Annotated in this window: 16 protein-coding genes; 12 read left to right on the top strand and 4 right to left on the bottom strand. The window is 37.5% G+C overall.

Features of this window, described 5'->3' with window-relative positions; all coding sequences use genetic code 11:
* Positions 1–222: 222 nt before the first annotated feature.
* Complete coding sequence (locus ASU31_RS15660) at positions 223–588, bottom strand: DUF3127 domain-containing protein (protein ID WP_057933226.1); 366 nt, start codon at positions 586–588, stop codon at positions 223–225.
* A 71-nt stretch (positions 589–659) separates the two neighbouring features.
* Here ASU31_RS15660 and ASU31_RS15655 point away from each other — a divergent pair, with 71 nt between their 5' ends.
* The 12 genes from ASU31_RS15655 (at position 660) to ASU31_RS15595 (ending at position 16,774) form a co-directional block, all read left to right on the top strand.
* Positions 660–1,838, top strand: coding sequence for a THUMP domain-containing class I SAM-dependent RNA methyltransferase (locus tag ASU31_RS15655; RefSeq protein WP_057933303.1), 1,179 nt, complete (start codon positions 660–662; stop codon positions 1,836–1,838).
* A gap of 67 nt (positions 1,839–1,905) precedes the next feature.
* On the top strand, positions 1,906–2,400 hold the full coding sequence (locus ASU31_RS15650; RefSeq protein WP_057933225.1) for a hypothetical protein: 495 nt from the start codon (positions 1,906–1,908) through the stop codon (positions 2,398–2,400).
* A 311-nt stretch (positions 2,401–2,711) separates the two neighbouring features.
* Entirely contained in the window at positions 2,712–2,993 is a 282-nt protein-coding gene (locus ASU31_RS15645) for a helix-turn-helix domain-containing protein (RefSeq protein WP_029274217.1), read from the top strand.
* A gap of 73 nt (positions 2,994–3,066) precedes the next feature.
* On the top strand, positions 3,067–3,711 hold the full coding sequence (locus ASU31_RS15640) for an HD domain-containing protein (RefSeq protein ID WP_057933224.1): 645 nt from the start codon (positions 3,067–3,069) through the stop codon (positions 3,709–3,711).
* A gap of 82 nt (positions 3,712–3,793) precedes the next feature.
* The gene (locus ASU31_RS15630) at positions 3,794–4,324 is read left to right on the top strand and encodes a hypothetical protein (RefSeq protein ID WP_157258037.1); all 531 of its coding nucleotides are present in this window, start codon (positions 3,794–3,796) and stop codon (positions 4,322–4,324) included.
* A gap of 89 nt (positions 4,325–4,413) precedes the next feature.
* Positions 4,414–5,670: a putative DNA modification/repair radical SAM protein gene (locus ASU31_RS15625; protein ID WP_057933222.1), complete on the top strand. Its 1,257-nt coding sequence runs from the start codon at positions 4,414–4,416 to the stop codon at positions 5,668–5,670.
* A 122-nt stretch (positions 5,671–5,792) separates the two neighbouring features.
* Positions 5,793–6,557 (top strand): TIGR03915 family putative DNA repair protein, encoded by a 765-nt coding sequence (locus ASU31_RS15620; RefSeq protein WP_057933221.1) that lies wholly within the window; start codon positions 5,793–5,795, stop codon positions 6,555–6,557.
* 240 nt (positions 6,558–6,797) lie between these two features.
* Positions 6,798–7,088 carry a co-chaperone GroES gene (locus ASU31_RS15615; protein WP_010599229.1) on the top strand — a complete coding sequence of 97 codons (291 nt, stop codon included), beginning with the start codon at positions 6,798–6,800 and terminating at the stop codon, positions 7,086–7,088.
* A gap of 101 nt (positions 7,089–7,189) precedes the next feature.
* A complete protein-coding gene (gene groL, locus ASU31_RS15610; RefSeq protein WP_057933220.1) occupies positions 7,190–8,824 on the top strand; it encodes a chaperonin GroEL in 1,635 nt (544 codons plus the stop codon).
* Between the two features lie 296 nt (positions 8,825–9,120).
* A complete protein-coding gene (locus ASU31_RS15605; RefSeq protein ID WP_057933219.1) occupies positions 9,121–15,072 on the top strand; it encodes a PKD domain-containing protein in 5,952 nt (1,983 codons plus the stop codon).
* Positions 15,069–16,091, top strand: coding sequence for a PorP/SprF family type IX secretion system membrane protein (locus ASU31_RS15600; RefSeq protein WP_057933218.1), 1,023 nt, complete (start codon positions 15,069–15,071; stop codon positions 16,089–16,091). The genes ASU31_RS15605 and ASU31_RS15600 overlap by 4 nt, the downstream gene beginning before the upstream one ends.
* A 23-nt stretch (positions 16,092–16,114) precedes the next feature.
* Complete coding sequence (locus ASU31_RS15595; RefSeq protein ID WP_057933217.1) at positions 16,115–16,774, top strand: MgtC/SapB family protein; 660 nt, start codon at positions 16,115–16,117, stop codon at positions 16,772–16,774.
* Between the two features lie 4 nt (positions 16,775–16,778).
* Here ASU31_RS15595 and ASU31_RS15590 read toward each other — a convergent pair whose 3' ends face one another.
* From ASU31_RS15590 to ASU31_RS15580, 3 genes are read right to left on the bottom strand one after another with little or no spacing between them, the layout of a single operon-like run.
* Positions 16,779–16,976 (bottom strand): hypothetical protein, encoded by a 198-nt coding sequence (locus tag ASU31_RS15590; RefSeq protein ID WP_057933216.1) that lies wholly within the window; start codon positions 16,974–16,976, stop codon positions 16,779–16,781.
* Positions 16,977–16,980: 4 nt separating this feature from the next.
* Positions 16,981–17,622 (bottom strand): hypothetical protein, encoded by a 642-nt coding sequence (locus ASU31_RS15585; protein ID WP_057933215.1) that lies wholly within the window; start codon positions 17,620–17,622, stop codon positions 16,981–16,983.
* Positions 17,615–20,731: an HsdM family class I SAM-dependent methyltransferase gene (locus tag ASU31_RS15580; RefSeq protein ID WP_057933214.1), complete on the bottom strand. Its 3,117-nt coding sequence runs from the start codon at positions 20,729–20,731 to the stop codon at positions 17,615–17,617. The genes ASU31_RS15585 and ASU31_RS15580 overlap by 8 nt, the downstream gene beginning before the upstream one ends.
* Positions 20,732–20,886 lie beyond the last annotated feature (155 nt).

Here is a 20,886-nt window from a genome sequence, read left to right as displayed (position 1 = left end):
AGCATAATCTTCTTAAATCTAAACAGATATCAAAAATACTGATTAGCTAAGCGAAGTGTTTGTTTTTAACATATTTTAACAGCGCATGCGCGCGAAAGGCATCCGAAGTTTGCTGTGCCACGAGCCAGATAAACTTCGGATGTCTGGCAAAAGGGCAAAAAAAATGCCGAGACTAAAGCCTCGGCATGGTTCAAAATTGTTTGCTTAAAAAAGATTCTTTATTTAGAAAGGCAAATCATCATCTTCACCTGGTGCATTGCTTACATCAACCGGAGCTGCATAAGCTGGTGTAGCTGCTGGAGCACCTGCTGCAACTGCATTTATACGCCAAATAACCAAACTGTTAAAATATGATGTTTTACCTGCTTTATCTGTCCAAGGACGACCACGTAAATTAAAGAAAACCTCAACCTCATCGCCTGCTTTAAATGTATCTAATAATGCAGTTTTATCTTGTAAAGCCTCAAAACGGATATATTCTGGGTATGTTGGATTTTCTGCGTATTCTACTATTAAATCACGTTTTTTAAACGTTTCACTTACTTGTTGTGTGGCACCTACTTCGTGTACTTTTCCTTTAATTTCCATATCTAATACTACTTAATGTACTATAAACATCAAATCTCTATAATTTTATTGATAACTTCGCATATATTATGATGCAAGTTTTCCACAATAAAAGCAAGGTAATTATTACCTGCAACAAGCGCCTTTCGCCCTATTTACAAGATGAAGTTACGGCTTTAGGTTACACCATAGAAAGATCTTTCGCTACGGGTGTTGAGCTCAATATCACCCTCACAGAGTGCATAAAGCTCAATTTGAACTTGCGTTGTGCCAGTCAGATTCTCTATGCCATAAAAAGTTTCAAGGCCATTACACCCGATGATTTATACAATGAAATTGCAGCCATTGAGTGGGAAGAACTGATTGATTTTTCGGGTTATTTCTCGGTAACCTCAAATGTTGATAACCCAAATATTACCACGCCACTTTTCGCAAACTTAAAAGTAAAGGATGCAATAGTAGACCGCATGAAAGAGAAAAAAGGCATCCGCCCTAACTCTGGATCTGATGCAAACAAAACAGTAGTGCATTTATACTGGAAAGATGCAGACGCCGATGTTTTTATGGATACTTCAGGCGAAACCCTTGCCAAACACGGTTACCGTAAAATACCTGGTAAGGCCCCTATGTTAGAAGCTTTAGCCGCGGGGGTTATTCTGGCAACAAACTGGGATAAGAAATCACCATTTATTAACCCAATGTGCGGTTCAGGAACTTTAGCTATCGAAGCAGCGCTGATTGCAACCAACCGTGCCCCTGGATTATACCGCATGAATTATGGCTTTATGCATATCTTAGGTTATAACGAAGAAGATTTTTTCGCCGAGCGTAGAATTTTAAAAGATCAGGTAATTAAAAATGTCGACCTTAAAATCGTAGCTTCCGATCTTTCGGAAGATGCAGTTGAAGTAACCCGTAGAAATGCTAAAACTGCTGGTGTTGATACTTTAATCGAATTCGAAGTTTGCGATTTTGAATTAACGCCAGTTCCTGAAGATGGCAAAGGTGTTGTTGTTTTTAACCCTGAGTATGGTGAACGTTTAGGGGTGCATAGCAAGTTAGAATTGACTTATAAACGTATGGGCGATTTTATGAAAACGAAATGCAAGGGCTATTCTGGATATATTTTCACTGGAAATCCTGATCTTGCAAAGAAAATTGGATTAAAAGCTGCTAAAAAAGTTGAATTTTATAATGGTAAATTAGACTGTCGTTTACTAGAGTATGAATTATATGACGGCTCTCGCCGGGCGCCGTTAATTGAGGCCTAGTCTTTTTCATTGAAAATTAATATATTACGCTCTCTTACGTACCATAACGTAAAAAATTTTGAAGAATATGGAATTTGATGACATGGACCATATGCCCGAATGGGAACATTTTAGCCGATTTGGCCGGGATGATGAGGATGAAGAAAATCTATCAAGTGTTGATGCAGAAAAGGTCAGACTAAAAGTGACCAGGGCTAAAAGCCTTTACAACCAGGCAAGAGCTGTATATAAATATGCTGCCCTGTTCTGCGAAACGCTGGAAGGAGAGATGGCCGAAATGACCGCTAACTTAATTATGCAGAATGCCCTCATGTTATGTCCTAAAATTGTTGGGGCAGAAGGTGCAGATATGTATATTTTAAGAATGGAAAATGCCTCTATTATCAGAACCAATTGCCGTGAATTAGAAACCCAGGTGAGAGCAGCAGATATGTTCGAAATCTGCACTCCAGAATATAAAGATATTGTTTTAGACGAAATTGAAAAGTTTCGTCTACTCTTTATCGAATGGGTTAAATATTTCGAAAAAGACGAATTTGAAGATGACTGGGGGCTATACTAACCCTTAATAGTTAATTTTCCTGTATTTTCTTACCCCCACCTTTTCTCTTGTTGATTTGAACGGCCTAACGTAATAATGTTTCTAAATATCTCATTAGCCCCTTCTATCAAAAGAACACAATCATCACAAAAGCTTGATTATCAACCAAAAAAAGAACGCTTAAACATTTAGGTTATTTTTTTGTTGTAACATTTAGTTCATTAATCCGTTTCGCGTAATTCCCAATAGTGCTAAAATTTATACTTTTAAAAACTGTTGCGGTTAAAGTTTCGTACATAATGAAAAAACATTAAAAAATTTATCCCCTTTTTATGGAAGATGTATTGGCTTTAAAGACAAAGAATGTTGCCGGGAATATCAGAAAAATTAGAGAATACAGAGATTATACTCAGGATTATCTGGCGGCGAAATTGAAAATATCTCAAAATGCTTATAGCAAAATTGAGCTCGGTTATAGTAAATTAACGATCGATCGTTTGTTCCAAATTGCAGCAATTTTGGAGGTTGAAGTATCTCATTTATTAACTCTTAACCACAATGATTTAATTAAAATTATTGCTGATGATGAGAACAGGACAGCAGCTGCGAGTTAATACCCAGGCGCTGTTGATATCATTTCTTTTACCCTGCAAATAATTCCAATACCTTTGGAACAAATTTAGAACTATGCAGGCTACCATTCAAAAAACTATCGATTTTGTTCAGAAAACATTGGCTAATGCCGAGGCAGGGCACGATTGGTTCCATATTGAACGTGTTTTTAAAACCGCTCAAACCATTAATCAACAAGAAAATGGTGATGAACTTGTAGTAGCCTTTGCCGCATTGTTGCATGATATTGCTGATCCTAAATTTAATAATGGGGATGAAGAACTGGGGCCGAAAATGGCTGCTTCATTTTTAGCATCGATAGCTGTTGATACTGAGGTTATTGCCCATGTTAAACTGATTATCCAGAACATGTCGTTCAAAAATAGTTTTGATGGCTCAGGTTTCACCTCAAAAGAAATGCAAATTGTACAGGATGCAGATCGCTTAGACGCAATTGGGGCCATTGGCATTGCAAGAGCATTTACCTATGGTGGATTCAAAAACAGGGTACTTTACGATCCGGCTATTTTACCCGAAGAACACCTCACTAAAGAAAGTTATAAAAATACCACCGCGCCTACCATTAACCATTTTTACGAAAAACTGCTGTTATTGAAAGACATGATGAATACGGAAGCAGGTAAAGCAATAGCCACAGAAAGACACAATTTTATGCTGCTGTATCTGGATCACTTTTATAAAGAATGGGATGGCAAATAATCAACTATAAGCCATTAAAATACCTAATAGTAAGTATTCCGGAACAATGCATTAGGGCTTAACTTTACAAAAATTAATCCTCATGCATCCTTACAAACTAAAATACCATAAAAATAGTGTTTTGTTAATCGCGATGGTTGGCATTCCTGTGTTCTTCATTTCCTTAATGTTGTATTGTCTTTTTAGTTTACCTTCATCGCTTTCCGAAACGTCTACTTTGATATTTGTTTCGCTATCAATTATTTTAATGGCACTTCTTTTATTATGGATTACCAAAACACAGATTTTTGTACATAGTAAAATTTTAATCAGTGAAAAAGGTATAAGCTTTAAATTAAAAAGCACTTCTTTCTTATACCGGAGAACCGAGTTTTTTTCTGGATGGGAAAATGTAAGCAGCGTAACTGAAATGTTCGATAACCACAATGGAGGGTACTTTTATCAAATTGCATTTAAAAACCCAGATTTCGTCGCCAACTTTAGTCCGCTTAAAAACCACGAAATAGAGGCCGACCGCTTCTTTTCTGAGCTGCAATACTATCAGGAAAGCTATAATATTGCGCATCAACTGCCAATAAGCAGAAAGCTCAACCCTTCTAACAGTTTTAATTAACGCTATTATTCCAAAATAGAATAGGTTAAACAAATCTATTTGCTAATATTTTTAGTTATTAAACTATCTTTGTTAGTAAATATATCCCTATGTTCGATCGAATCCGTGAAAAATTAAATATTCTTGCTGACGCCGCTAAATATGATGTTTCTTGTTCATCAAGCGGCGGCACGAGAAAAAACACCAATAAAGGCCTTGGCGATAGCCATGCATCGGGCATTTGCCATACTTATACTGAAGATGGCAGATGTGTTTCGCTTTTAAAAATCCTCCTAACCAATCATTGTATCTACGATTGTTTGTTCTGCGTTTCGCGAAAAAGCAACGATGTAAAACGTGCGGCCTTTACCGTTGATGAAGTAGTAGAACTGACCATGAATTTTTATCGCCGCAACTATATTGAAGGCTTGTTCTTAAGCTCAGGGATTTTCAAAAATGCCGATTTTACCATGGAACGGCTGTTGTTAGTCGTTAAAAAACTCCGTTTGGAACAGAACTACAACGGCTATATCCATTTAAAAACCATTCCGGGCGCCAGTGATGAACTGATTAAGGAAGCTGGCTTATATGCTGACCGGATGAGTATTAATTTAGAAATGCCAACTGAAGCCGGCCTGAAGCTTTTGGCTCCCGAGAAAAACCATGGGGAAGTAATTAAACCTTTGGCTTTTGTGCAACAGCAGATTAGCCAGTTTACTGCCGATAAAAAACTGATCAAACATGTACCAACATTTGTACCTGCAGGACAAAGCACACAGATGGTTATTGGCGCCACGCCAGAAAGCGACAAAGATATCATGTACACCGCGAATACGTTTTACAAAAATTTTTCTCTAAAAAGAGTTTATTATTCGGGTTATGTACCCATTAGCAATGACACCAGGATGCCAATACTTGGTACACAGCCACCATTGCTAAGAGAAAACAGGTTGTATCAAACCGATTGGCTGATGCGGTTTTATGGTTTTAAAGTACAGGAAATTTTAAACGATGCCAACCCAAACCTTGATATTGATATCGATCCAAAATTAAGCTGGGCGATTAGAAATATGCAACATTTCCCTGTGGATATTAATACGGCTGATTATAAAATGATCCTCCGGATACCGGGTATCGGCGTAATGTCGGCCCAAAAAATTGTGCAGGCCAGAAAATTCGGAAAACTCAGGATTGATCAGTTGAAAAAAATCGGCGTGGCTTATAACCGGGCCAAACACTTTATTGTTTGCCTGGATAGCCCCTATCAGCTGAAAGATTATCAGGGCACACAGATCAAGGCTTTTATTTTAGCTGAAAGCCAGAGCAAATATTTAAAAACAGATAACAATCAGATGATTTTGTTTTAAAAGCACTGTCCGTTTAACGAGACGCGTCGTTCCCAACTTGACTGGGAATCTTAAAGCTTAGGGCATTAAGATTCCCGCCTGCGCGGGAATGACGACCGATATAAAACCTGTCAATTTAAATTATGACCTACATTTTCGACGGCACTTTTCAAGGTTTATTAACCGCTGTTTTCGAATGGTTTGAACGTAAACCAGGAAAAGTTGTGCTAAAATCTACTTCAATTTTTCAGCCTGAAGCTTTTGTAGAAAGTTTTACAGTTAACACCAATGCAGAAAAAGCAGATCGGGTTTGGGCAGGGCTGCAAAATAAACTCAAAAAGGATTGGCAGCGCAAATACTATTGTACTTATTTATCAGAAATACCCGAGGCTTACAACCACGTCTTTCAGTTCACCATATACATTTTTCAAAATCAATTGGGTGCAGAAAGTAATTATGGCAATCCGCATGTAATTGCACTGGCTAAGTATGCCAAAAGTGTAGAAAGGGAAAAACACAGAATGGAAGCATTTATCCGTTTTCAAAAAACTGGTGATGGAATATTTTACGCCAATATAGATCCTGATTTTAATGTACTGCCCTTAATATCCAGTCATTTTAAAAACCGTTACGCCGATCAGCCTTGGGTAATTTACGATTTAAAGCGCAAATATGGTTTGCATTATAATTTAACAAGCGTGGAAGAAATTACGATCAGCTTTAGCAACGGTGCAGATAAGCAAAATCTTGCACCAGTTTTAATGGACGAGCGTGAGGCATTGTACACTACCCTTTGGAAAGATTATTTCAAAAGCGCCAACATTGTCGCGCGGAAAAACACCAAACTGCATCTGCAGCATGTACCTAAAAGATATTGGAAATATTTAACAGAGAAAGTTCCAATTTAGCTAACAAGGGCTGGCGAACTAAGAGCATACAGGTTAGTAAGTTGTCAACGCTGAATATCTATACAATAAATCTGGCTCAAAAAATCAAAACTTACTGCCATGCTGACACCCACATTCTCAATTAGCGTGAAAAGTTTGACAGTTTGGTGAAAATTTGTCCCGCTAAACCTCTTGGCATAAAAAGTGTTAATTGTAAGCTTAGTTAAAAACTCAAATCAAAATAAAAAAATAATAAAAGTTATGGCGTTAAACCTTAAACCAATTGCTGGCAGTTCGAACAGAGTAATAGTTGAACCGGCTGCGGCAGAAGAGAAAACTGCATCAGGTTTGTATATCCCTGATACTGCAAAAGAAAAACCATCTAAAGGAACTGTAGTTTCTGTTTCTGAAGAAGATGCTGAAGGTAAAAAAGCGAGTGTAAAAGTTGGCGATGTTGTAATTTATGGTAAATACGGTGGTACCGAATTCCCTTATGAAGGTAAAGATTACTTAATTATGCGCGAAACTGATATTTACGCTGTTGTTGGGTAAAAATTAAAATGTTGCAACGTAGTAATGTTGTAATGTTATATAAATCGGAGGAGTGAAATGTTTCAACCTTCCAACATTAAAACTTTAAAATATTCTTAAAAATGTCAAAACAAGTAAAATATAACGTAGAAGCTCGTGATGCCCTGAAAAGAGGTGTTGATATTCTTGCAAATGCAGTAAAAGTAACTTTAGGTCCAAAAGGCCGTAACGTAATTATCGATAAAAAATTCGGTTCACCAGCAATCACTAAAGATGGTGTTACAGTTGCAAAGGAAATCGAATTGAAAGATGCCGTTGAGAACATGGGTGCTCAAATGGTTAAAGAAGTAGCATCAAAAACAGCTGATATTGCTGGTGATGGTACTACTACTGCAACTGTATTGGCTCAGGCAATTATTACTACAGGTATTAAAAACGTTGCTGCTGGTGCAAACCCAATGGATTTAAAACGTGGTATTGACAAAGCGGTTGCTGCTGTTGTAGAAAACTTAAAATCTCAATCGCAAGCGGTTGGTGATGATAACAATAAAATTAAACAAGTTGCCTCTATCTCGGCTAACAACGACGAAGTTATCGGTTCGTTAATTGCTGAGGCAATGAGCAAAGTTGGTAAAGATGGTGTAATTACGGTTGAAGAAGCAAAAGGTACCGAAACTGAAGTTAAAACAGTAGAAGGTATGCAATTTGACAGAGGTTATTTATCTCCATACTTTGTTACCAATGCAGATAAAATGGAAGCTGAATTAGAAAATCCTTACATTTTAATCTACGACAAAAAAATCAGTAACATGAAAGAATTGTTACCGGTTTTAGAAAAAACTGTTCAAACTGGCAAACCATTGGTAATCATTTCTGAAGATTTAGATGGCGAAGCTTTAGCAACATTGGTAGTTAACAAAATCCGTGGTTCGTTAAAAGTTGTTGCTGTTAAAGCTCCAGGTTTTGGTGATAGAAGAAAAGCAATGTTAGAAGACATCGCGATCTTAACCGGTGGTATTGTGGTATCAGAAGAAAGAGGTTACAAATTAGAAAATGCTGATTTAACTTATTTAGGTTCTGCTGAGAAAGTTGTTGTTGATAAAGACAATACAACAGTAATTAACGGCGCAGGTAACTCAGATGATATTAAATCACGTGTTAGCCAAATTAAATCTCAGATCGAAACGACTACATCTGATTACGATAAAGAAAAATTACAAGAGCGTTTGGCTAAATTAGCTGGCGGTGTTGCCGTTCTTTATGTAGGTGCAGCCAGTGAGGTTGAAATGAAAGAGAAAAAAGACCGTGTTGATGATGCTTTACATGCAACCCGTGCGGCTGTAGAAGAAGGTATTGTTGCCGGTGGTGGTGTTGCTTTTATCCGTGCGGTTGAAGCTTTAGCTAACCTAAAAGGTGCTAACGAAGATGAAAATACTGGTATCCAGATCATCCGTCGCGCTATCGAAGAGCCATTACGTCAGATTTGCGAAAACGCAGGTATTGAAGGTTCTATCGTAGTTCAAAAAGTTAAGGAAGGTAAAGCTGATTTTGGTTACAATGCACGTACTGATGTTTACGAAAACTTAATTGGTGCTGGTGTTATCGATCCGACTAAAGTAAGCCGTGTAGCGTTAGAAAATGCAGCTTCTATTGCAGCGATGTTATTAACTACTGAAGTTGTTTTAGCAGACGAACCTGAAGAAGGTGGTGCTCCAATGCCTCCAATGGGCGGCGGTGGCATGGGTGGTATGATGTAATACCATTCTGCAACGAAACGATTTCGTGTAAAAATACACCCTCAAGGCATAAGGCCTTGAGGGTTTTTTTATGCCTTATTGTAGCAAAAACGAAGCTTTATCCATTCTATAACCCATTCATTTAGTTGACGTTGGTGTAAAGTTTTATAAGCGTAGTACTAAAATCACGTTCTTTGCAAACGAATATTTATTGACGCGTCTTAGGTCTAATACTCATCTCTGAGATTGGATTAAAGCAAGGTTCACTAACAAAGCTTCCAGAACGCAATAAAATCATTCCCTAGTGTTAGAGATTTATGAAGATTCGTTGTAAAAGGAAATGGCTTTCTTTTGTCCTGTTTTTTGGGGCATTTTTGTTCACGTCGAATGTTTTCGCGCAGGTAACCATTGGTACAATAGACCCAGGACCGTATACACCAGGCAGTACCATTGCCGTTCCTTTTAAAGTGCCAACAAGTTGCATATCACAGGGAAACCAATTTCAGCTCTATTTATCAGACCAAAATGGAAGTTTCGCAACAGAAACACTTATCGGTACTTATGCTGGCTTTTATAGCACTTACATAAATGGCAGACTTCCCGCAGCTCTTACGACTGGCACAGGTTATCAGGTTAGGATAAAATCTACCACTCCTGCATCCACAAGCACACCATCGACCGCTTTTGAAGTAAAGGCAGGATCACCAGTTGAGGCTAAATTGACATCAACATTGTTAAATGCGGCAAATGATGAAACTTTTGGTACCTGCACCAGCAAGGCCAATAATTCTTTCTTCCTTACAAATGCATCTACAGCAAACAGTACGGTTACCGCGAGTATAACCGACGAAGTAAATGGGGGGAGCCCAACTTTAATCAATTTTCCCACTCCAATACAACCTTTCACCGCTCAACAGGCACATTATACCATTTATACCAAAGCCGTGATGCCAGATGGCACTGTGGCGACCAAGGCCTATCTACTGATCAACAATAAAGCGATAACAGCTTTTGCCAACACCGGAAATACGGCACTATGTTTACCTACGGCTAATTTTACCTTTAACGTAGATGTTTCCTCGAGTTCGGGCATTCAAAACAATTTCCCGGGAGATATTTATACCATCACATGGGGTGATCAAACTACAACCACACACACCCTTTGCGAAATTATTGCTAATGGCGGGAAGGTAACTCATCTTTATGACAGATCATCTTGTGGAAGCGTTTCTACATCGAGCGCCGGTACCATTTATAATGCCTTTGACGTTTCCATACGCGTATCCAATGCTTTCTGTAATACCATGGGTACACCAGTTTCTTCTTCAGCAAAGGTGGTCGTAAAACCAATAAACTCGTTCACATATAATACACCAGGCTGTACCAATGCAAATATCACATTTGTTAACACATCTGTTTTGGGTGAAAACCCAACTACCAATACTCCAGGCTGTACCCCCAATAACGTTACTTATAACTGGTATGTGGATGGTGTAATCATAGAATCTGATAAGCCAAAATCATACAATTTTGTATACAGCTTTCCCACCCATGGAGAACATACGGTTACATTAACGTCCAAAAATCTTTCGACCGATTGCGATGCCGATCCGGCCAATAACCAAATTTGTATTCAGGACCCGCCAAAGCCTGATTTTAGTCTGCCTTCAACTACCATTTGCTCCGGAACAACTTTAAAGGCTTCTGATCTTTCAGTTTTAGATAATATCTGTGATGCAGCCAACAGTTACTTTTGGTCAGTTTCTCCAGCGGTTGGTTTTACAGGAGGCACAAGTGCTACAAGTAAAGAACCAGTATTCAATTTCACCAATCCAGGTACTTACACCATCACCTTAAACATCACTACTCCATCTTGTGGGTTAATTACCAGCTTACCACAAACTGTTGTAGTAAATGAAAGTCCGGTAGCTACGCTTTCGCCTGATATCACTCTGTGTAACCTGGCTACTTACGATTTTAACAATACCACAACAGGGCCAACCCAAACATTAATAACAGGCACCACAAAAGATTTACCCGATAGTTATACCTGGACCGTTTCACCATCAGGATCAGGCACCTATAGCTTTACTGGTGGCACAACCTCCAATTCTAAATATCCATCAATAAAATTCGATAGCTACGATACTTATACCGTAACTGTTGTACACAAAAACAATTGTGGTACCGCAAGCGATACCCAAATCCTAACCTTCAGCACGGCTCCCGTAATTAGTGCGGGTACTGACCAAAGCATCTGCTTCAACGACCCCAGTTTTACACTTAGCGGAACCATAACAGGTGCCACTTCAACCCAAACCTGGATTGGCGGATTAGGAACATTTACACCCAGCAGAAACGATTTAAATGCAACCTACACGCCAACCCCAGCCGAAAAAACAGCTGGCACGGTTACTTTGAGGTTAAGGGTTACCACCGCACTGGCTGCCCCCTGCAACCAGATTGATGATGATATCATTCTTAAAATAAAACCCAATATCAGTTTAACGAGTGCAGCAGCTAAAACCATCTGCACAGGCAATAGCGTTACATACACCCCAACTTCTGCAGTAGCAGGTGTAACCTATACCTGGACAGCGACTGGAACTGCAACTGGCTATACCGCCAACGGAAGCGGCCCCATTAACGATATCCTCACCAATACCGATCTTAATGCCGATGCAAGCGTAACTTATATCATCACTCCCCATTTTGATGGCTGCGATGGAACGCCATTTAATTTAGTAGTTACCATTAAACCTAACCCGGTTGTAACACCAACTGCAGCCAATTCGACCATCTGTAATGCCACCTCATCGGCCATAACCTTAACAACAAACCTAACAGGTGTAAACTATACTTATACCAGTGTGATAACCGGAGCAATAACCGGAAATAGCAATAGAGCAGTAGCATCGGCAGGAACACAGATCAATGATATTTTGACCAACTCTGGCACTACCGCAGGTACAGTAACTTATACCATTATACCTGTATCTACAAATGGTTGCCCAGGCACGCCTGCCAGCATTACCATTACGGTTTTACCAAGCGCAACACTGCCAAATGCCGGCCCGGATGAAGCGATCTGCAACGCCAGCACTTATACCCTAAAAGGAAATACACCAATAGTTGGCACAGGCAAATGGACAATCCTTACTGCACCAACAGCCGTAACTTTTGCAGATGACACAAAGGGCAATACAACAATTGCTGGTTTACAGGCAGGAAGTACTTATACTTTTAGATGGACAATAAGCGATACCAACTGTTCTACATCCAGTGATGATGTTCAGATTACGGTTAACCCGCTCAGTGTTGGTGGCCAAACCACAGGCGACGTAAATGTATGTGCAGGTGCAAATGGTGGAAACATCAATTTAACAGGGCAGGTTGGAAATATTATCCGTTGGGAAAGATCTATCGATAACGGAGTTAACTGGTCTACAATTACCTCAACAGCAAATCCATATGTATTTTCTAACCTCACTATAAGCACGCAGTACCGTGCAGTAGTACAAAGTGGTAGTTGTGCAGAAGCCGTATCAACCGTAAGCACAGTCACTGTAAATCCGGGTACCGTTGCAGCAAATGCAGGCGCAGATCAAAACTTGTGCAGTGGAAACAACATTACCTTAAATGGCAACAATCCTTCGCCTAACAGCGGTACATGGACTTTAACATCAGCACAAGCCGGCATTACCATAACGAACCCTGCACTGTACAACACTACGGTTACCGGTTTGGTACCAGGGCAAACTTATACCTTCAGGTGGACTATTTCTGGTTTCAACGGCTGCCCTCCATCTGTAGATGATGTAACGGTTACCTATTACTCACCTGTTACCAATAATATTGGGCCATCATCAGTGCCGGTTTGTGCCGGACAAAGTATCACCATTATGGGCGATATGCCAACCGGCGGAACAGGAACATTCGCTTACCAATGGCAAAGCAGTACCGATGGAAATACCTGGAGCAATGTTCCTTCGGCCATTAATAAAGATTTAAGTCTAATTGTAAGCACCTCAACCTATTTCAGAAGATTGGTGAACAGCACCATCTGTACTTCAATTAGTAATTCTTTACAGATTAACGTCTTACCGGGCTTAACCAACAATACCATTTCTGCCGATCAAAACATTTGTATCGGCACAGTTGCTGCAGCTTTAACAGGTACTACGCCGAGTGGTGGCAGCGGAACTTATGTGTATCAATGGCAATCGAGCTTAAATGGAACAGCCTGGAGCGATGTATTGGGCACAAACAGCATAAACTTTACACCGCCAACGCCAACTGTAAGCATTTATTACCGTCGATCGGTAGCCAGCGGCCCTTGTAGTAGCAATTTAAGCAACCAGATTAAGATAACAGTTAATCCACATGCCCAGGCAGAAATTACTTATAATAAAAATGTAGATTGCGCTCCTTTTATTTTAGATGCAAACAATATTGCTGCAACTTTATATCCCGATAGGAACAGCATTTATACCTGGTTTGCCAACAATGTACAAATCGGCATAGGATCAACATTTCCGGGTTACACCATCATAAATGGTAATGAAAGCGTAACCATAAAACTCGTTGTTACCAGTAGTTTGGGCTGTAATACTGATGAAAAAAGTGAGGTATTTAGCACGCTTCCAGTAATTACGCCTTCTTTTACTCCAAGTATATCTGAAGGCTGCGGCCCGCTTAATAATGTTACTTTTACCAATACCACGACCCCACTTACCGGCGCATCATTTAAATGGATTTTTGGCAATGGACAAATATCAACTTTAGCCCAACCACCAGCTCAAACTTTTTTGGCAGACCCAACCGGAAAAGACATTGTTTATGAAGTTACCCTAGAAACCACCACACCATGTGGTCCTCCAATTATAAAAACCGCAAAAGTTATCGTGCATGCAGAACCTGTTTCTATGTTTTCGCCCGATAAAACAACAGGATGTTCTGGTCTGCTTGTAAACTTTAGCAATACTTCCCCAGAAAGTGCGGGCACAACCTATACCTACGATTTTGGGGATGGTACCACTTCAGATCCTCTTACTGATAGGAGCACAATAAGCCATACTTTCGAGACACTCGTAGTAAAGGACTTTATTGTGAATATGACAGCTAAGAATAGCTGTGGCGAGGCAAATGCAATTCCAGTTGTAATCAGGGTTTCGCCAAATAATATTATACCAGCCCTAGTGGTAAATGGAAACGAGAAAAAAGGCTGTGTGCCTCATGAGGTGCATTTGATTAATAACACAAGTGGTGCCAGCCGTTTCGTTTACACTTTTAAAAACGAAGATACGGGCGAAGAACTGCCTCCGTTTATACCTACTTTAAGAAACCAACCTTACACCTTTTTTAAACCAGGAAGATATACCATTCGCTTAGATGCGGAGAATGATTGTTCCAAAAATTTTGCCACAGAAACCGTAACGGTTTTGGAATCGCCAACAGCCGATTTTACAGCAGATAAGACAGTAGGCTGTACCAATCTTATTGTTAAATTTAAAAACAACAGTAAAGGTGCAATAGCCTACACTTGGGATTTTGGCGATGGTTCTCCAAAATCAAATGAATTTGAACCACAACATACCTTTTCCGGTTCAGGAATAAATTATACCGTTACCCTAACGGCCTCTGGTATTGAATGCAGCACTCCTGTAAGTAAAACCGATTTTATCCACATTGTTGCACCACCAGTGGCCACATTCACTGTTAGTCCTGGTAACGAAGTATCCATTCCCAACTATTCATTTGCCTTTAAGGATATCAGTACCGATGCCGTAAGCTGGGAGTGGACTTTTGGTGATGGATCGGGATCAACCTTACAAAACCCAAACCATACTTATGCCAACGAAGGCACTTATACTGTAACCCTGAAAGTACTGAACAAAGAAGGCTGCTCTTCCACTACTTTCCAATCGGTAAGGATTATTGGTGTACCGGGTTACTTAAATATCCCCAATTCATTTATGCCTGCAAGTGCCAAAAACGAGATTAAAATCTTTAAAGCAAAAGGCCGCGGCATAAAAGAATGGAACATGTCTGTTTTTAATAAATGGGGGCAGTTACTTTGGGAAACGACCAAACTGGATGATGGCGCCCCGCTGGAGGGCTGGGACGGCACTTACAAAGGACAAGAACAACCGCAAGGTGTTTATTACTGGAAAGTAGATATAAAATTTGTCAACGGCAGTGATTGGAAAGGGATGACTTACGATTCATCTCCTCCAAAGAAAACAGGTGTAATATATTTAATAAGATGATGAGGAGAGGGATAATATTATTTTGGTTTGCATTAGTGTTGCCCTTAATGATTTCGGCGCAAGACCACATTTATTCGCAGTTTTACAATGCTCCTGTTTACTTAAATCCGGCTTTAACAGGTCAGTTTGAGGGCGACATTAGGTTTAATGCCTTATACCGCAACCAATGGACGGGTTTAGCAAGTGATTTTTCGTACATGAGTGCTTCTGGCGACCTTAATCTAAGGAGACTAAACAGTGGCATCGGAATAATTTTTAACCGCAGCAGCGAGGGTACAGCCTATCTGGTAAAGAATAATATTGCTGTAAGTTATGCTTACATTATCGGGGGAGACGACTTTGCCCTTTCATTTGGATTACAGGGAGGCATCACCAACCAAAAGCTAAACTGGGATAAACTTGTTTTTGGCGATCAGATCGATATCAACACAGGGTATATTCCTGGTAGTATTTCTGGCGCCGAAAGACCAAGTATAGATAGTCGGTATTATTTCGATTCTAATGCGGGTGCCAACCTGGTGGTAGGGAAATTTATGATGGGATTAGCGGTACATCACCTTAACCGTCCGGATGAATCCTTATCGGGTTTTCAGGCCAAGTTGCCGATGCGCATCTCAGGCAATTTAAGTTATAAGTTAACCCTGGTACCAGATGAGTACGATCGCGATGGGAATTACCTCATCCCATCCATAGTTGCCTACAAACAGGGCAACGTAAAATCGTTCAGTGCGGGTATGCAATATAAATATGCGGGCATAAATGCAGGTATATGGTACCGCAATGATGGCAATTCGAATGGAAATGATGCGATTGTGTTTTCTGTAATCTTCGATATTTTTAACCGCAGAACAAATGGCGAAAAATTCAGACTCGGTATCAGTCATGATGCTACAACTTCTAAAATCAACTACACCAATACCGGCGGAACATCCGAAATTGGCGTGGGTTATGAAAAATATTTTCCAAATAGTTCGAGTGGTGGCAGGGCAAATGGCCTAAGATGTTACGATTTTTATTAATTTGCCTTTGATAATTCAAGGCGATGAACGAGATCATAGACCAAAACCATTTCATTACACAAAGTGAAATCAATAAATTTCTATTGGCGACCCTGCTTTGTGGCATAATCGGAGCAGAACGAGAATACAGAAGTAAATCTGCCGGACTCAAAACCATGATGATGATTGGTTTAGGCGCCACCCTATTTACCATCCTGTCCATCAAAATCGGGCCAACCAGTCAAGACCGCATTGCCTCCAACATTGTTACTGGAATCGGTTTCTTAGGCGCGGGGGTAATTTTTAAGGAAGAAAACCGCGTTAAAGGTCTCACTACCGCCTGTATCATCTGGATTGTTGCTGCCATTGGAATGGCCGTAGGCTCAGGTTATTACGAACAGGCTATAGGGGTAACCATTGTGGTTTTATTGGCGCTGATTATTTTTCCCTTTTTAGAAGAGATTGGCGACCGCCGTTTTACGAAAAGGCTTTATCGCATTGTTAAAAAACAGCATACCCATGGCAATTTAGAAAGTTATGAAGAAGTTTTCCGCGAAAGTAAACTCAAACCACAACGAGGGAAACATCAATTGGTAGATAATATCATCACCGGAAACTGGACGGCTACTGGCACACCGAAAAATCATCAGAAATTTGTGGAGCGCATGCTTAAGGACGATGAGATTATTGAGTTTGATTTTTAGGGATTTATACGTTCAAGGATAATAAATGATTACCACTTTTCTCACTATAAATCTCTATTAAATAGCCATCTCGAAAATTTCTACTCCAAACTAATTCAGTAACTCTAATAAAATAATTATACCATTTTCTTTCTCCTAAAATTTCAGGATTAAGTTTTTTCGTGTCGATCGCTTTTAGAACTTTAGCTTCTAACTTATTCATTTCTTTAATTTAAATAATCAAAAAATAAATGCTTTATATTTCTTTGTGAATGACAAGATTCATAAATTCTATGGTTATTAATTAACTGTTCTTTAAAACTAATAATTTCAAGATTACTCTTTTGTAATTCAATTTTATTATTGATTTTCAACAGCAAATCGTCTAATTTACCATTAACTATGTAAGCCAACATACAGCCATTTTTATCTTTAAAATGCCCAGTTAAAAATCTCTCTATTCCTTTTGTTATGTATTCGGTTTGTTGTTGAGATGCGTTAACTTTTGTTCCCGTTGATTTTCTCCATTCAACCGAAGAAATGTTTTTAGCTTCAACATGATATTCTAAATATTCTACCTTTCTCCATTGATTTTTTTGAAAGAAAATATCAATCCTGTTTGAGTTCTTTACCTTTTTTATCGCATTGTAAATATCTTTTTCAACCAATGGCACTTCATAGTTAATTATAAAATCACTTTTAAGATTGCGAAGATGCTGTACGATGTGAGCAGAAATAGATTCTTCTTCCCACTCTATCGTAAGTAAGTTTTCTTTAATTACTGAACTAAATGACTGAATCAAAAGGCCTAAGCATTTTAATTCAAAACTCAGATTCACTTTATTAATTAAATTGATGTTTTTAGCCATTTCCTTTTGCTATTTCTACTAACAAAGATTTACTATCTTCCATAGCAGCAGTTTGACTCCAAAATCTTCTTTGATTTGGTTTTATGATGTACACATCGTCTCCATCAAAATAATTTAATTTTTTCTTGAAATAAAGATTTTTTCCTTCTTCATTCCAAAGTTTTTTATCTAAAATTTTAAGTTCTTGTCCTATATTTTCTTTTGAGATTACTGTCTCTTTTTGTTCACTACCAAAAGATAACTTTACCATATATAATGGACATTTATTATCTATTAAGTAATGCGTTGCTGAAACTTTTAAATCTACATCGTCCAACCAATCGTTGAGCTCTTTGACTATTCTGTTAATGAAATGACCAATTTTAAAAACTGGTTTTACAGCATCTGAATTTGCTTGTCGTTCAAATAAATCTAGACTGAAATCTAAAGTATCTTGAATAATAATTTGCTCATCAACCGTCAATTTTAAAATATCATTATAAATAATCTGGTCAATTTCTCTTTCCAAAAATGAAATATCAGATTCTGCTCCATTTTTCTCATCATTTTTTTTGGCTTGGAAAATCCTATTAAATGGATCAACAAGTTTCAATTTAATTTCCTCACTTATTGAATAGGGTAAGGTAAGAAATTCATTTTTCATAATCTGTTCCCTTTCAATTCCGTATGATGAAATGGTTAAGAAAAGGAAGTATGAGCTAATTTTTGAATTTAATAATACAGTTATTACTTTTAAATAATCTTCGTTCTCATCTAATGAATAAAAACCATAAACACCATCTCTAAAAGTACAAGCCTTATCAAGATATGATGCGCAAATTTGATTGTTAATCAATCCTTTTTTAAGCAATAAATGTGGTGCAAGATATGCATCCAAATCTCCTAACCTTCTGAAATACGATATGTTCTCAAATTCATTAGCAAATAATAATTTATCATCAATTCCATAAAATTTTTTTGCTATTTCGGTCTTTATTGAAGTGTTTATCCCTTTTAAATTTGAATTTTGAGATGTGTACCTTTCAATACAATCGGCATCTAAAAATTTGCTGTCAGATATAAATTGACTTTTTAATTTCTTATCCTTTTTATTTGTTAATAATTGAAAGCCAACTCCATTTTTGATATTATTTTTTATTAAATCCTGTCTTAATGATTTAGATTCAAAAAGTTTTTCAAGCAGTTCAAAATCGAAATAACTTCCCCACATTGCTATTTTCCAGATTTTAGAATCTTTCTTCTCGCATTCTGTTCTTGGCAAATGTTTCTCATCAGATGAATCAATAACAATTCCTTCTAAAATGTCATTTTTAATATATGTTTTAGGGGCGTAATAAGTTATTGTATCTTTTGGATTTTCGGGTTTTTCATTTTGATAAAAAACAATACTTATTGGTCCTACTGCAGAACCGAAAAGCTGTCCGCCTGAAAATTTTGGAGCCTTTCTTAAAATGGAAAAATTATATATTTTTTCCACATAGTTTTCATTGAACAACCATTTTCTGAAATTTTGGTAAGTTCCGCCTGTGTTTGTTAACACTTTAGTGTTGAAGATTAATGCAATTTTTCCTTTAGGAGCTAAAAGGGTCGCTTTGTGCAAGAACGGTAAAACCATTTCTTGAGCAAAGTTTTCCTTTTTACAATATGCTGTAATTGTTGGTAATAAATTTTTAGTTCCGAAAGGTGGATTTCCTACAATTAAATCGAAATTTTGCAATTCCTGAATATCAGATAAATCAGAAATGGTATCTCTTTTAAAAAGATTATTTCCGGATTCTTTTAAACTTGTGTCGTCAGGATCATTAATTAAATAAGGAAATTGAATGATTTTGTTCCACCAACCTGTTTTTGGATCAAGATTATCTAATAATGCCAAATACAAGCTAAAAGCTGCAACTTTTATGGATTTTGGATCAAATTCAATCCCAAAAATATTAGCTTTTAAAATATCAACTAAAACATTAAAATTGTTTAGTTTTTTATTATGCTTATTTTCATAGCGCTTGACTAATCTTTTAAAACTTTGAACCAAGAAAATTCCCGAGCCACAGCTTGGGTCCAAAGTTTTTATATTGTATTCTGACTCCTTATTTTTAACGGGTAGCTTTTCGTTTAAAATTAGTTCAACCAATGATGGTGGAGTGTAGAAAGTTCCTGTATCTTTTTTCTCTTTCTTGTCTAGTTCTGATAAGAAATTCTCATAGATTTCACTTAATAGTTCGATTCTAATAATACTAAAATCAAATAATTTTTCATCTCTAAATAAGATTGGATTAACCTCATCTACATAGCCATCAAAAAAGCAATTTTTAATTAATTTTAAATGTTCCTTTGTAACAGAATCCTTCTCTTTATCTTCAAAATTGAAAAGACTTCCATTAAAGTCATCTGCTAATTTTTCAAACAAATTATAGGTTGCTTCAACGTTGTCTAAAATATCAAAAAAGGAATTTGCATTTGGTAAAAAAGACTGATACAATTCTTGAGAAGTTGCTTTTCTGTCCTCCAAATAAAACAAAAACAGAGAACGCATAATCAATTTGTGGATGATGAATTTATTTTTTAGTCCTCTTTTATCTAATGCATCTGCAGTTTTAATAAGGCTTTGGATCAGATATTTATCAACCCTATTTTGAAGTTTAATATTCTTTCTGATTTCGACTGCTTCATTTGAAGACCAGACAAACCCAGTATCGATAGCAATTCTTGAAAATATTATATTTAATAATTGAAGTTTTTCTTTGTCGGTCTGTTTGCAAGAATAAAGTTCTATATTTTCTAACTTATTTACGATTTCATTTTCTCTAGTTTCTTCATTAAAGCCAAATGGCTTTTCAGAGCAATTATAAATTCTGATTTCCGTTTTTGTATAAACGTATAAAAAAAGAACTTTTTGAAAATTCCAACAAATTTTATGGATTTCAGCAATTAATTTTAATGTTATAAAATCGAATGAATCAACTTCTTTTAAAAAGATTACTGGTTGATTTTCATTTTCATAAACTTGGACAATACCATATTTTTCTTTTTGAAACAAATTGATATCAAACAATTTGCAGTCTTTCGCAAAATCAATAATATCTAAATCGTTTATTACAGAGTGGTCCATTTTTATTTTATAACTATATTCAGCTGTTTGATTTTTACAGAAACCTTTAGCTTCTAAACACGATAGTAAATTAAACTAATAAATTTATCTTAATAATTGTTACTTAAGTTTCTAACAACTAACAAAGATAGTCAAATTACTAATTTTTTTAGCTA

It is taken from the genome of Pedobacter ginsenosidimutans, assembly GCF_001442625.1.
Classification (GTDB): Bacteria; Bacteroidota; Bacteroidia; order Sphingobacteriales; family Sphingobacteriaceae; genus Pedobacter; species Pedobacter ginsenosidimutans.
The sequence above is the reverse complement of the archived record's forward strand: the minus strand, read 5'-3'. Positions and strand labels throughout refer to the sequence as shown.

Coding starts and splice junctions, on each gene's coding strand:
- ASU31_RS15660 (WP_057933226.1), bottom strand. CDS start 588: ATGGAAATTAAAGGAAAAGTACACGAAGTAGGTGCCACACAACAAGTA.
- ASU31_RS15655 (WP_057933303.1), top strand. CDS start 660: ATGCAAGTTTTCCACAATAAAAGCAAGGTAATTATTACCTGCAACAAG.
- ASU31_RS15650 (WP_057933225.1), top strand. CDS start 1,906: ATGGAATTTGATGACATGGACCATATGCCCGAATGGGAACATTTTAGC.
- ASU31_RS15645 (WP_029274217.1), top strand. CDS start 2,712: ATGGAAGATGTATTGGCTTTAAAGACAAAGAATGTTGCCGGGAATATC.
- ASU31_RS15640 (WP_057933224.1), top strand. CDS start 3,067: ATGCAGGCTACCATTCAAAAAACTATCGATTTTGTTCAGAAAACATTG.
- ASU31_RS15630 (WP_157258037.1), top strand. CDS start 3,794: ATGCATCCTTACAAACTAAAATACCATAAAAATAGTGTTTTGTTAATC.
- ASU31_RS15625 (WP_057933222.1), top strand. CDS start 4,414: ATGTTCGATCGAATCCGTGAAAAATTAAATATTCTTGCTGACGCCGCT.
- ASU31_RS15620 (WP_057933221.1), top strand. CDS start 5,793: ATGACCTACATTTTCGACGGCACTTTTCAAGGTTTATTAACCGCTGTT.
- ASU31_RS15615 (WP_010599229.1), top strand. CDS start 6,798: ATGGCGTTAAACCTTAAACCAATTGCTGGCAGTTCGAACAGAGTAATA.
- groL (WP_057933220.1), top strand. CDS start 7,190: ATGTCAAAACAAGTAAAATATAACGTAGAAGCTCGTGATGCCCTGAAA.
- ASU31_RS15605 (WP_057933219.1), top strand. CDS start 9,121: ATGAAGATTCGTTGTAAAAGGAAATGGCTTTCTTTTGTCCTGTTTTTT.
- ASU31_RS15600 (WP_057933218.1), top strand. CDS start 15,069: ATGATGAGGAGAGGGATAATATTATTTTGGTTTGCATTAGTGTTGCCC.
- ASU31_RS15595 (WP_057933217.1), top strand. CDS start 16,115: ATGAACGAGATCATAGACCAAAACCATTTCATTACACAAAGTGAAATC.
- ASU31_RS15590 (WP_057933216.1), bottom strand. CDS start 16,976: ATGAATAAGTTAGAAGCTAAAGTTCTAAAAGCGATCGACACGAAAAAA.
- ASU31_RS15585 (WP_057933215.1), bottom strand. CDS start 17,622: ATGGCTAAAAACATCAATTTAATTAATAAAGTGAATCTGAGTTTTGAA.
- ASU31_RS15580 (WP_057933214.1), bottom strand. CDS start 20,731: ATGGACCACTCTGTAATAAACGATTTAGATATTATTGATTTTGCGAAA.